Annotated in this window: 8 protein-coding genes; 5 read left to right on the forward strand and 3 right to left on the reverse strand. The window is 70.1% G+C overall.

Annotated features, from left to right (window positions below):
- The first annotated feature begins 1 nt into the window (after position 1).
- Positions 2 to 2,704, forward strand: a complete 2,703-nt coding sequence (locus tag ACZ0AE_RS11695; protein ID WP_463601189.1) for a UvrD-helicase domain-containing protein — start codon at positions 2 to 4, stop codon at positions 2,702 to 2,704.
- A 38-nt stretch (positions 2,705 to 2,742) separates the two neighbouring features.
- Here the strand turns inward: ACZ0AE_RS11695 and ACZ0AE_RS11700 are convergent, their stop codons facing one another.
- Positions 2,743 to 3,327 (reverse strand): DUF4124 domain-containing protein, encoded by a 585-nt coding sequence (locus ACZ0AE_RS11700; RefSeq protein ID WP_463601190.1) that lies wholly within the window; start codon positions 3,325 to 3,327, stop codon positions 2,743 to 2,745.
- 347 nt (positions 3,328 to 3,674) lie between these two features.
- Between ACZ0AE_RS11700 and ACZ0AE_RS11705 the strand changes: the two genes are divergently transcribed.
- The gene (locus ACZ0AE_RS11705) at positions 3,675 to 4,583 is read left to right on the forward strand and encodes a hypothetical protein (RefSeq protein ID WP_463601191.1); all 909 of its coding nucleotides are present in this window, start codon (positions 3,675 to 3,677) and stop codon (positions 4,581 to 4,583) included.
- Between the two features lie 12 nt (positions 4,584 to 4,595).
- Here the strand turns inward: ACZ0AE_RS11705 and ACZ0AE_RS11710 are convergent, their stop codons facing one another.
- The gene (locus ACZ0AE_RS11710; protein WP_463601192.1) at positions 4,596 to 9,365 is read right to left on the reverse strand and encodes an ATP-dependent helicase; all 4,770 of its coding nucleotides are present in this window, start codon (positions 9,363 to 9,365) and stop codon (positions 4,596 to 4,598) included.
- Positions 9,366 to 9,385: 20 nt separating this feature from the next.
- Entirely contained in the window at positions 9,386 to 10,180 is a 795-nt protein-coding gene (gene xth / locus ACZ0AE_RS11715; RefSeq protein ID WP_463601193.1) for an exodeoxyribonuclease III, read from the reverse strand.
- 168 nt (positions 10,181 to 10,348) lie between these two features.
- On the opposite strand from xth, the gene ACZ0AE_RS11720 reads away from it, so the two are divergent.
- From ACZ0AE_RS11720 to ACZ0AE_RS11730, 3 genes are all read left to right on the forward strand, one after another.
- Entirely contained in the window at positions 10,349 to 11,092 is a 744-nt protein-coding gene (locus ACZ0AE_RS11720) for an SOS response-associated peptidase (RefSeq protein WP_463601194.1), read from the forward strand.
- 104 nt (positions 11,093 to 11,196) lie between these two features.
- Positions 11,197 to 11,607 carry a response regulator transcription factor gene (locus ACZ0AE_RS11725; protein WP_463601195.1) on the forward strand — a complete coding sequence of 137 codons (411 nt, stop codon included), beginning with the start codon at positions 11,197 to 11,199 and terminating at the stop codon, positions 11,605 to 11,607.
- Positions 11,608 to 11,618: 11 nt separating this feature from the next.
- Positions 11,619 to 12,578 carry a cation diffusion facilitator family transporter gene (locus ACZ0AE_RS11730; RefSeq protein ID WP_038687832.1) on the forward strand — a complete coding sequence of 320 codons (960 nt, stop codon included), beginning with the start codon at positions 11,619 to 11,621 and terminating at the stop codon, positions 12,576 to 12,578.
- The last annotated feature ends 8 nt before the right edge of the window (positions 12,579 to 12,586 follow it).

Consider the following 12,586-nt stretch of genomic DNA (forward strand, 5'->3'; position numbering starts at 1 on the left):
CATGACGCAGTACTGGGGGCCCTCGGCGCAGGGCCAACGCATCACACAGTCGCCCGCGTGGCGGCTGCAGCTGGGCGCAGCGCAGATCACGCTGGAGGTTGACGGGCATCTGCACCGGGCGCCGCTGCGTACCACGTCGATAACGTTCAAGCGCGGCCTGTTCTGGACCGGGCTGACCCTGTTTGCCGACGATGCAACGGTGCACGTGGATGGGCTGCCCAATGCGCAGCTGGGCCCGCTGCAGGCCGCGTTGGCGCAGCGCCTGGAACCCGATGCTGCCGACCACCCGGTGCAGGCCATGCGCGAGGCGCTGGTGGTGATTGGCGAGTGGCTCGACGAGGCCGACGCCGCGTTGGCGCAGGCCGACCGCCAGCATCGCTGGTTCACCACCGAGCACCAGCACGCGCTGCTGCAGCGACGCCCGGCGCTGGCGCTGGATGAGGAGGGGTTGTGGGCGGTGTTCGATGATCCGGACCTGCGCAGCCAGTTGCCCGGCGACGCATCGCAGATCGAAGACGACCTCAACCGCTGGTGCAGCGACTGGCCTGCCGCCTGGAAGGCCCGTAACGCGGCGCACGTACAACGCGAACGCGCGGCGGCGGCATCCCTGCTGGACCGGGTGGAGCAGCGCCCGCTGACCGACGAGCAGCTGCAGGCGGTGCTGTGCTTCGACAGCCGCGTGCTGGTGGTGGCCGCCGCAGGCTCGGGCAAGACCGCCACGATGGTGGCCAAGGCCGCCTATGCGGTGGACCGTGGGCTGGTGGCCGCCGAGCAGATCGTGATGCTGGCCTTCAACAAGGATGCCGCCAACGAGCTGCAGCAGCGCGCCGACCAGGCCTTCCAGCGGCTGGGGCTGGACGCCGAGGGCGTGCAGGCGCGCACGTTCCACGCGCTGGGCCGGCAGATCATCGGCCAGGCCACCGGGCGTTTCCCGAACGTGCCGGACTGGGCGGTGGACGCCGGCCAGGGGCTGGAGCGGCTGGCCGACCTGGTGGACCAGCTCAAGGACCGCTCGCATGCGTTCCGGACCCAGTGGGACCTGTTCCGGCTGGTGTTCGGGCGCGACCTGGTCACGCAGGGCAGCGCGCCCATCGCCGATGGCTGGGAGGCCGATGGACGCGGCTATGTGCATACGCTCAACGGCGAGCGTGTGCAGGACATCGAGGCCTGCCTGATTGCCGACTGGCTGTTCTACAACGGGGCGGGCTACCGCTACGAACGCGGCGACCACTTCGACCCCGGCACTGATCGCCATGTGGCCGGCGCGGCGAGCTTCCACTACACCGGCACGCCGCTGCGGCACGAACACCGCAGCGGCGCGCCTGACACCACCGCGCGCGACCGCGCCGACACGCTGCACACCGATTCGGCCGCATTGCGCAGTGGCGCGCTGTTCGACCTGCTCGGCCAGGCGTTGGACAGGCACGGGGTACTGCTTGACCCCAACCCCGACCGCGCACTGCCCGAGAGTGGCGCGCGGCCCATGCCCGACGCCGAACTGATCGCGCTGGTGCGCACCTTCATCAGCCACGCCAAGAGCAACGGGCTCACGGTGGAGGACATGGCGCAGCGCCTGCGGGCCCTGCCCGAGGACCAGTTCAAGCACCGCCATCGCCTGTTCCTGGCGCTGGCCGCGCCGATCCTGCAGGGCTGGGACGACGCGCTGGCCGCCGAGCACGCGATCGACTTCGAGGACATGCTCAACCAGGCCGCCGAGCTGCTCGAGCAGGGCCGCTATGCTTCGCCCTACCAGCTGGTGATGGCCGATGAATTCCAGGATGCCTCGCGCGCCCGTGCGCGCCTGTGCCGCGCACTGGTGCAGGCGCCGGGCCGGCACCTGTTCGCGGTGGGCGACGACTGGCAATCGATCAACCGCTTCGCCGGCGCCGATGTGTCGGTGATGACCGGTTTCGTCGACTGGTTCGGGCACGGCCAGGTACTGAAGCTGGAGCAGACCTTCCGCTGCCCGCAGGCGCTGTGCGATGTGTCCAGCCGCTTCATCAGCCGGAACCCGGCGCAGATCAGCAAGCAGGTGCGGTCGCAGACCGCCGCGCAGGGGCCGGCGCTGCTGGCCTTCCAGGTGGCCAACCGCGACCAGCTGCGCGATGCCGTGGGCCAGTACCTGCATCAGCTGCAGCGCCAGCTGCTCAGTGGCGAGCGCGCGCCGGGCCGCAGCGGCAAGCTGTCGGTGTTCGTGCTGGGCCGGTACAACGCCGACCGCGCGTTCGTGCCACCCGATTGGCAGGCACGGTTCGGCCAGCAGCTGGAGGTGCGCTTCCTGACCGCGCACCGTGCCAAGGGTGCCGAGGCGGACGTGGTGATCCTGCCGGCCATGCTGGAGCGCAGCTTCCCCAACACCCGCGCCGACGACCCGGTGCTGGCGCTGGCCATGCCCCACGCCGACACCTGGCCGCTGGGCGAAGAGCGCCGGCTGTTCTACGTGGCGCTGACCCGTGCGCGGCGCACCGTGGCGATGTTCAGCGTGCGTGGCAGGCGCTCGGCGTTCCTCACCGAACTGGTGCAGGACGGCGCGGTGCAGGTGACCTCGCTCGACGGCAGGAGCATCCAGGAACAGCCCTGCCCGGCCTGCGATGGCGGGGTGATCGTGCAGCGCAGTGGTGCCTACGGCAGCTTCCAGTCGTGCTCGGGCTACCCGCGTTGCCAGTACAAGCCGCGCCAGCCGGCCGTGCACGCCACACGCTGACTGGCCACCGGCCGGCTACGCCGCGGCACCCTGCTCCCTCACAGGCTTTGGGCTGCGGTGTCGCCTGCCGCGCGCGCCGGTGCGTACTTGCGTTCGATGTTGGCTTCACGGTCACGGCGCTGCTCGGCACAGCGTTGCTGCGCCGTGCCGAGGCTGCTGTCCGCGCTGCGGCGCTCGGCGCTGATCGACTGCTCCAGGCTGGCGATCTGCGCCCGCACGCCGGCATCGCGCGTGGCAGCGGCGAGCGCATCCTTGTCGTCGTCGCCCAGCTGCTGGTTCAGTGCGGCCACCTGGCGCTGATAGGTGTCGATGCGCCGGTCAACCGGCCCCTGGATGCTCGACCGCGCTGCGTTCACGCAGTTGCGCTCGGCAATGGACGCATCGGACAAATCGGTGGAACGGAACACGGCGGATTGCGTTGCCGCCTCGCCCGGGGTACGGGTTGCGGCCCGGTTCGCGCGTATGGTGACCTCCTTGGCGCCGGTGCCACACGGCTGCTGCGCGTACACGGTTTCACCGTTGCCGCCGGTGCATTTATAAACCTGCGCCTGGGCCGAGGGCACCACGGCCAGCGCCCCTGCCGCGCACACCAGCGCCATGCCCCACCATTGCCTTCCGTCCATGAATGCACTCCGCCGTGTTCGTTGAAGGGCCATTCTTGACCGCTGGCACGCGAGCGCACCAGTACCGCCGTCCCGATTCCTGTTGTGCGGTCATGCGCCAGCCAGACAGCCTGCCGGGTGGTGCCGGCCGCTGGCCGGCTCCACGCACCTGCCGGGTAGTGCCGGCCGCTGGCCGGCTCCACGGGGTGTCGGGAGCCGGCCAGCGGCCGGCACTACCGGGTTATCGGGAGCGGGCCAGCGGCCGGCGTTTCCGGTGTGCCGCCACTGGTCGCCGGACTGGCGCGCACGCGGCCTGCGCCACCAATACCGCTACCATGTAGGCCCCCGGTCGGTGCAGTTGGTTCCAGATGAGTCGCGCAATCACGATGTACACCGCCGTCGGGTCGCATGGCACCGCGCATGGCATCGCCGGTCTTCAGCAGCGTGTGGACGCTGCGCAGACGCTGCCGGCGCTGTTCTGCGACGGCGAAGGCTGCACCGCGCAGGTCCGCTTCGTGCCCGAGCACACCCGTACCGGTGCTGATCGCGTGCCCGTCACGATTCCCGCAGGCATCCACCTCGAAAAGGGCGCCGAGCACGCGCCCACCTGCCGCTACAACGTGCCCGGTCGCTTGGATACGCTGCTGGCCAGCAGCCTCGATCCGGCGCTGGTGCATCGGCTGGAGGACGGCCGCCACGAGCTGCGCCTGCTGCCCCTGCACCAGGACCTGAAGCGTGGCGGCGGGCCGGCGCTGGATGCCCACCTGCGTACCGTGAACGCGCTGCTGGTGCTGCGCGCGATGTGCGACGACGACGCGCTGCTGGACGCCCGGGTGGTGTTGCGGCTGGGCAAGAAGCGGGTGGCGTGGGATGCGTTCTTCTACGCACTGGACCGCTACGATGCGGCATGGGAGCGCGTGGACGCGGCCAGCAATGAGATTCCGCTGGCCCTGTCAGGCACCGTGCGGTCGCACCGGCCCGCGCAACCCGGTGCGGATTTCAGCACCACGTTCCTGAACTGCGCACCGAAGTACCAGCACACCGGCATCGTAGACGAGCGCGTGTTCGTCGAGGTCAGCGTGGGCCATGACGATGCAGCGTGGCTGCAGTCGTTCCCGGTGGGCGCGCAGGTGGTCATGCTGGGGCTGTGGCGGCTGGGCAGGACCAGCACCGCGACCCGCCCACACCCCACCGATCCGCGCCGCACCATCACCAATGTCACCTACAAACTCGCGCTGCGCCCGGTGTCGAAGCAGCAAGTGGTGGCGGTCAGCTGAACCGGGTTTGGGTCACCCTTCCCAGTCCAGCCCACGGGGCGCATTGCGGAATCCGGCCGCGCGCAACGCCTCGGTCAGTGCATCGCGACCGACCGGTGCGTCGTTGATCAGCTCCAGGGTGAAGCGCCCCCGTCGGCCACGCCGCAACGCCGCCGCCAATGCCTGGCACGCGGCCTGGGTGAGATCCGCGCTGGCCTGCGCCGCATCGAACCACGTGAGCAGCTGGCGCCCGCTTTGTGCCAGGTACATCAGCGGGCGCCCGGCGCCGATCACCAGCAGCGCGCCGGCGCGCCGCACCGGGCGCAGCGTGGCGTCATGCGCTGGCCACGGCAGCACGCTGCCAAACGGGTTGGCCGGGTCCAGCGCGGACAGCCCCACCACCACCGGCGACGGCGCTGCCTGCAGGGTGTCGGCGATGGCGCGCAGCCGGTCCACCGTGGCGCGCTCGGCGAACTGCGCCCCGCCCAGCCCCGTCACGAAGCGGCCACGCAGTACGCGGCCGGCATCTTCCATGCCGCGATACACCTGCTGCAGCGCCGGGAAACCGCCCACGATGCCCTCGGCCACCGCCGCACCACGGGTGACGATGGCATGCCGGTCGAGCAGACCGTCGGCGAGCGCCACCGCACGCACGGTGTCGCTGGTGGTCTCGCGCGGCAGCAATGACCAGCGCCCCGCCAGGCTGGGTGCGGCAAAACTCGCGGCCGCGGTCGGCGACGTGTCGGTGTGTTCGCGTGGCCCGGCCATGTCGATCCAGCGCGGATCGCGCTGCCGCCGGGTTGGCCGCACCACCCGCGGGCGCGGCGGGCGCGTGCCGGCCAGCCCGCGCAGCGGCGACCAGATGTCGGTGGTGACATGGCCGGCCCAGACAAGGTCCCAGAGGGCCGCATGCAGCGTATCCGGAGTGATCGCCGGCACCGTATCCGGATCCGTCGCCGTGTTGGCCATCCGCCCCTGCACGGCCATCGCCAAGGGGCGCGCAAAATAGGCACCGCCCTCGCCCAGCACCGCCACGATGGCCTGCTGCAACGGCGAAAGGTCGGTCACGGTGGGTATCGGCAGGGTCTCGAACGCAACCTCCTGCAGGTGCAGTGAGACCAGCCCATCGTCGTCGCCGACGCGCGCATGACCGGCCCACAGCACGCTGCCGGTGGCGAGCAGTTCATCCAGCATGCCGGGTGCGTAGTCCCCCACCCGTGCCGGCAGAATCTGGCTCTCCCAGACCGACGCGGGCGCGCTCACGCCGGCCAGCAGTTCCACCACCCTCGCCACGCCATCGATGCCGTGCAACGCGGCGGTTGACGCGTGCGCCACGCGCACCGCCGGCGCCGCGTCGGGCACCAGGCCCTGCCGCTCCAGCAGCAACATCGCGTAGGCATCCTGCGCAACAGGCCGGGTGGCCGCGCGCGCCGCCTGCAGCGAGCGCGTGCGCAGCCGCCGCAACACGTCGTCCGCCACCCATTCGTGGTGGGCCAGCGCCAGCGGTGCGGGCATGCCATCAACTGCATCCTGTCCCTGGCGGACCACCCCGAAGCTGCCGCGCAACACCTTGCCCTGCGCCTGCAGCTGTTCCAGCGCTGCGTCGGCCACCACCACACCCATGCCGAATGCCGTTGCCACCTGCGCGGTGGTAAAGGGGGCGTGGGTACGCGCGTACCGGGCCAGCAGTTCCCCAAGCGGATCGGTGGATGGCGGCAATACGGCATGCGGTGGCAACGCTGGCAAGGCGATCCCCAGCGCATCGCGCAGCCGCGTGGCATCTTCCACCGCCGCCCAGTGTTCGCTGCCGGCCAAGCGGATGCGCAGTGCGCGGTGGTCGCGTTCGAGGGCGTGCAGGTGCTCGATGGCCGCCTCGTCCGCCAGCCGCCGCGCCACCTCCGGCAGCGACAGCGGGCCCAGCTCGCGCAGCAGGTCAGCCACCCCTTCCCTGCCCTTCGCGCGCCGCGCCGGCGCAAGACGCTGCAGCTCCGCACCGACCTGGTCGACCACGGCCGCATCCAGCAGCTCGCCCATGTCCACCTGCCCGAGCAGGTCGGCCAGCAGGCCGTCATCCAGCGACAGGACTGACGCGCGTCGCTCGGCCAGCGGCACGTCGGTGCCATACATGAACTCGGCCACATAGCCGAACAACAGGTTCGCCGCGAACGGCGACGGCACCTCGGTGGTGACCTCGGCGATGGCCACGCTGCCCTCGGCCAGGCGCTGCATCAGCGCGCCCAGTGCCTGCAGGTCGTACACGTCCTGCAGGCACTCGCGCGCGGCCTCGATCAGGATCGGGAAGTCGGGGTAGCGCTGTGCGATGGCCAGCAGTTCGGCCGCCCGCAGGCGTTGCTGCCACAGCGGCGAACGCCGCCCCGGGCTGCGTCGCGGCAGCAACAACGCACGCGCCGCACATTCGCGGAAACGGGCCGCGAAAAGCGCCGATGTTCCCACCGCACGCGCCACCTCGCGCCGCACCTGCTCCGGGTCGAACAGGAACAGGTCTGCGCCGGGCAGGCGGCCAGCCGAATCGGGAATCCGCGCGATGATGCCGTCGTCGCTGGCCACCACCGCCGGGTCCACGCCCCAGCGTTCGCGGATGCGCGCGGCCATCGCCAGGGCCCACGGGTCGTGCACGCGCCGCCCGTAAGGCGAATGCAGCATCAGCCGCCAATCGCCGTTCTCGTCACGGCAACGCTCCACCACCAGCCTGCGGTCGGTAGGCAGCACGCCGGTGGCCTGGCGCTGCTCGTCCAGCAGCCCGTAAATATTGTCGATGGCATTGCTGGCCAGCCCGCAGGCCTGCAGGCGTTCGGTCATCGCGGCGGGCCGCTCGCCTTCATCGGCAGCGCGTTCCAGCGCCGCTATGAAGGCCCCGACCGCTTCGCCCAGTTCCGCCGGCCGTCCTACGCCTTCGCCGCGCCAGAACGGCAACCGCGCCGAGCGCCCGGGCGCGGGCGTCACTACTACCTGGTCATGGGTAATCTGTTCGATGCGCCACGACGTGGCGCCCAGCGTGATCACATCGTTGACCCGCGACTCGTGCACCATTTCTTCGTCCAGCTCGCCCACGCGCCGCAACCCGGCGCGCTCCTCGCCTTCGGGCAGCACCACGCCGAACATGCCGCGGTCGGGGATGGTGCCGCCGCTGGTCACGGCCAGCTGTTTCGCACCCGGCCGCGCTTCCAGCGTGCCGGTCTGCCGGTTCCAGACCAGGCGCGGGCGGAAGCCCGCGAAGTCGTCGGACGGATAACGCCCCGTAAGCATGTCCAAGGTTGCATCGAACGCACTGCGAGGCAGCGTGCGATACGGCGCAGCGCGGCGCACGCGGGCATACCAGGCGTCCACATCCAGGGTATCCATGGCGGCGGCCGCCACCGTCTGCTGGGCCAGGACGTCCAACGGGTTCTGCGGCGGATCCACCGCTTCGATGCGTCCGGCCAGCATGCGCTCGATGGCCACGGTGGCATCGATGAGGTCGCGCCGCGTGCGCGGGTACACCAGCCCCGTGGATGTGCCGCCTACCTGGTGGCTGGCCCGCCCCACCCGTTGCAGCGCGCTGGCCACCGATGGCGGCGCCGCGACCTGGATCACCAGATCGACGCGCCCCATGTCGATGCCCAGCTCCAGGCTCGAGGTAGCCACCACGCAGCGCAGTTCGCCGGATTTCAACGCCTGTTCGATCTCGCGGCGCTGTTCCTTGGACACCGACCCATGGTGCGAACGCGCAATCAGCGCCGCCGCCCCGCTCACCCGCCCGCTGGTGCCGCCGTTGAAGGAGGCGTAATGGCCCTCTGCAGGCACGGTATCCTGCGCGGCGGCTGGCGGTGCGTGCACGCCGGGATCGCGTGCCAGGCGGTCGGCATACAGCTCGTTGAGCCGCGCGGTGAGTTTTTCGGCCACGCCGCGTGAGTTGGCAAAGACGATGGTGGCGCGTCGCGCCAGCACCTGGTCCAGGATGCTGGCCTCCACGTGCGGCCAGATCGACCCGACCCGGCCCGCCAGCGCAGTGCCGCCCTCGCCCAGCGGCGAGGGAATATCGGCCATGTCCTCCACCGGCACCACGATGCGCACGTCCAGCTGCCGGTCCGACGGCGGGTTGACCACGGTGACGGGCCGGTCGCCGCCCAGGAAGCCGGCCACCTGCTCCACCGGGCGCACCGTGGCCGACAGGCCGATCCGCTGCACCGGCTGCTGCGCCAGTGCGTCCAGGCGTTCCAGGCTCAGCGCGAGGTGGGTGCCGCGCTTGCTGCCGGCCACCGCGTGGATCTCGTCGATGATCACCGTATGCACGTCGCGCAGGCTGTCGCGCGCCTTGGAGGTGAGCATCAGGAACAACGATTCGGGCGTGGTGATCAGGATGTCCGGCGGCCGCCGCAGCAGCCGCGCGCGTTCGGCGCTGGTGGTGTCGCCGCTGCGGATCGCCACCGACAACGCCAGCGCCGGGTCGCCGCGCAGTGCGCGCTGCGCGTTCACGCCCTCCAACGGCACCTGCAGGTTGCGGTGCACGTCCGCGCCCAGCGCCTTGATCGGCGAGATGTACAGCACGCCGATGCCGTGGCCGGGCACGCGCGGCCGCTGCGCACGCACCCGGAACAGGCGGTCGATCGCATGCAGGAACGCGGCCAGGGTCTTGCCCGATCCGGTCGGGGCGATCACCAGCGTGTGGTCGCCGGCACCAATGGCCGCCCACGCGGCAACCTGCACCGGCGTGGCAGCGTCGAACGCGGACGTGAACCAGGCGCGGGTGGCCGGCTCGAAGGCGGCCAGTGATGGCGTGGCGTGGGGCGTGGAAGTGGGCATGGGCGGAACAGATGATCGCCTCAAGGCGCGTTCACCACCACCCACGTGGGCGCATGATCGCTGGCCTTGTCCTGCAGACGCACCCAGCGGTCCACGCCGGCGTCCTTGAGACGGTCGGCCAGCGCGGGATTGAGCAGCAGGTGGTCGATGCGCAGGCCACGGTCGCGCTCGGCATGCTGGCGGAAATAGTCCCAGAACGTGTAGATCACCTCGTCGGGGTGGCGCGCACGCAGCGCATCGGTCCAGCCCTGCGCCAACAGACGCGCGTACGCATCGCGCACTTCCGGCTGAAACAGCGCATCCTTGCGCCAGGCCTTGGGGTCGTACACGTCCGCGTCGGTGGGAATGACGTTGAAGTCGCCCATGATCACCACCGGGTGGGGCAGCGCCACCAGGCTGCGAGCGTGTTTGATCAGGCGCTCCATCCAGCGCAGCTTGTAGTCGAACTTCGGGCCCGGTTGCGGGTTGCCGTTGGGCAGGTAGAGGCCCGCCACCACGATGCCGTGGATGGCCGCTTCCAGGTAGCGGCTCTGGGTGTCAGCCGGTTCGCCCGGCAAGCGTCGGCGGCTTTCAACCGGCGTCACCCCGCGCCCCAGCAAGGCCACGCCGTTCCAGCGCGCCTCACCCAGCCATAGCGCGCCATAGCCGGCCTGTTCCAGTTCGGCCGCCGGAAACGCCGCGTCGGTTGCCTTCAGCTCCTGCAGCGCCACCACGTCGGGCTTCTCGGCCGCCAGCCACGCCAGCAGGTGCGGCAACCGCGTGCCGATGCCGTTGACGTTGTAGGTAGCCAGTGTGAGAGTCTTGCGGCGCGTCATCGGCCTGGCCTCGCCAGCGCAGGGGACGCGCAGTGACACCTCGCGGGTGCGCGTGCGTGCAGTGAGTTCGGCAAGGAAGCGTTGACCATGCACCGATTAGACGCCGGTGCATGTCATCGGCGCGTCACCCTGACCGGCGGCTCACAACCGCCCCCGTACCCTGCGGGCATGCGCCGCTTCGCCCAAGCCATCGCCGACCCTTCCTCACTGCCCGTTGGACTGCCGGCCTCGCTGGCCGACGCACTGGCCACCGCCCCGGACCGCTACAACATCGGCAAGAACGGCAGCGCCACCGTGCTCGCCCGCGACGGCGATGGCAGCCTGGTGGCGGCGGACATGCGCTGGGGCCTGGTACCGCGCTGGTCCAAACAACCGTCCACGCCCTATACCACCGTGACCGCGCGGCTGGAGCGCGCCGCCAAAAGCCGCATCTTCGCCCAGGCCTGGCAGCAGCGGCCCTGCGTGGTTGCCCTGACCGGCTATTACAAGTGGGATCGGCAGCGTCGCCCGCCGTGGCCGTTGTTCGTGCAACGCACCGACGGCTTGGCGCTGCTGGCGGCCGGCCTGTGGGAACACTGGGCCGGTGAGGACGGCCAGGAGATCGACAGCTTCACCGTGCTGACCGCGCCGAACCCCGACATCCCCGCTCCGCTCACGCCCGATGGACCCGTGTTCATCGATGCAGCGGTGGCGATGGCGTGGCTGTCGGGTGCCCTGCGTACGCCCGCCGAACTGCAGGCACAGGCCTCTACGCCACCGCTGGAGGCCTATCCGGTGAGTCGCGCCTTCCGTGATCCCGCGCGCGACGACTACACCCTGCTGGAACCGGTGGACCCGGCCGCGGTAGGCCCCGACAGCGGTCCCGCGGCGTGGGATGGCGATGGCCTGGACGACGAAGACGGCGCGGACTAGCGCACGCGTTGGCCGCATGCCCCTGTCAACGGCGACGTAACACAACTTGGCGCTGCGTTGACATCAGCAGGCACAGGATCAAATACCCCCTCAGTAAAAACCCCATGAACGGTAGTGTGCGCATTCCCCCTTCGCGTGGCGTTGTTCTGGTCGTGGAAGACGAGATCGACGTGTCCCGGTTGTTCGTCGAAGTGCTCAGCCAGGCCGGTTATGACGTGGTGCCGGCGTACTCGGTCACTGACGCGCTCGGCACCTTGGTTTACCAGCGCTTTGACGCCGCCGTGCTGGACATCGAGCTGGGCGACGGGCCGGTGTTTCCGGTAGCCGATCGCCTCGCCCGCACCGGCACGCCGTTCCTGTTCGCCTCGGCGGTCTACATCCAGATGGTGCCCAAGCAGCATCAGGGCATTCCCTTCATCGGCAAGCCCTTCAACATCAACGAACTGGTGGCACGCGTCGAGGACGCCGTCGAACGCGGCCGCAACGGTCCACCTTCCAACCGCGCCGCAGACTGAGTTCCCCCGTTATGGCCGCGCCGTCCGGTTCCCGCCTGGTCATCTACGCCGCACTGGTCGGCAATCTGTGCATCGCCATCGCCAAGTTCGTGGCCGCCGGCCTGTCGGGCAGTTCGGCGATGCTCAGCGAGGGCGTGCATTCGCTGGTGGATACCATCAACGAGGTGTTGTTGCTGTACGGCCTGCGCCGTTCGGAGAAGAAGCCCGACACCGTGCACCCGTTCGGCTACGGGCGCGAACTGTACTTCTGGAGCTTCATCGTGGCGCTGCTGGTGTTCGCCGCCGGTGCGGGCGTGTCGGCCTATGAAGGCATCCAGCACATCCGCCACCCCGAGCCGGCCACCAACCACCTGATCAGCTATTCGGTGCTGGGCATCTCCATCGCGTTTGAAGGCGCGTCGTGGTGGATCGCGCTGCGCGAGTTCCGTGCCACCAAGGGCACCATGGGCTACTTCGAGGCCTTCCGCCGCAGCAAGGACCCCACCACTTTCACCGTGCTGCTGGAAGACAGTGCGGCGCTGCTGGGTCTTGGCTTTGCGCTGGTGGGCTTGTTGGCTGCACAACTGCTGGACATGCCGGTGCTCGATGGCGTGGCCTCACTGTGCATTGCCGCCGTGCTCGCCGTCACTGCCTTCCTGCTTGCCCGCGAAACCAAGGGGCTGCTGGTGGGCGAGCCGGCCCACCCCAGCGTGGCCAACCGGATCCTGGCGGTGGCCAACACCGATCCGGATCTGCGCAACGCCAACGGCGTCACCACCATGCAGATGGGCCCCGACCAGGTGGTGGCAATGCTGAGCGCCGAATTCGAGGACGACCGTACCACCCCGCAGATCGAGGCGTGCATCACCCGCATCGAGAAAGCGGTGAAAGCCGAGTACCCCGAGTTGGTGGCGTTGTTCGTGAAGCCGCAGACGCCGGAGGTGTTCCGCGCGCGACGGGCAGCGCTCGGCGAGCACCGCCCGTCACCGTAACAACCGGC

This window comes from Stenotrophomonas sp. AC248, assembly GCF_979258185.1.

Excerpts from the sequence above, each read along its gene's own strand:
- ACZ0AE_RS11695 (WP_463601189.1), top strand. The coding sequence starts at position 2 with ATGACGCAGTACTGGGGGCCCTCGGCGCAGGGCCAACGCATCACACAG.
- ACZ0AE_RS11705 (WP_463601191.1), top strand. The coding sequence starts at position 3,675 with ATGAGTCGCGCAATCACGATGTACACCGCCGTCGGGTCGCATGGCACC.
- xth (WP_463601193.1), bottom strand. The coding sequence starts at position 10,180 with ATGACGCGCCGCAAGACTCTCACACTGGCTACCTACAACGTCAACGGC.
- ACZ0AE_RS11725 (WP_463601195.1), top strand. The coding sequence starts at position 11,197 with ATGAACGGTAGTGTGCGCATTCCCCCTTCGCGTGGCGTTGTTCTGGTC.
- ACZ0AE_RS11710 (WP_463601192.1), bottom strand. The coding sequence starts at position 9,365 with ATGCCCACTTCCACGCCCCACGCCACGCCATCACTGGCCGCCTTCGAG.
- ACZ0AE_RS11720 (WP_463601194.1), top strand. The coding sequence starts at position 10,349 with ATGCGCCGCTTCGCCCAAGCCATCGCCGACCCTTCCTCACTGCCCGTT.
- ACZ0AE_RS11730 (WP_038687832.1), top strand. The coding sequence starts at position 11,619 with ATGGCCGCGCCGTCCGGTTCCCGCCTGGTCATCTACGCCGCACTGGTC.
- ACZ0AE_RS11700 (WP_463601190.1), bottom strand. The coding sequence starts at position 3,327 with ATGGACGGAAGGCAATGGTGGGGCATGGCGCTGGTGTGCGCGGCAGGG.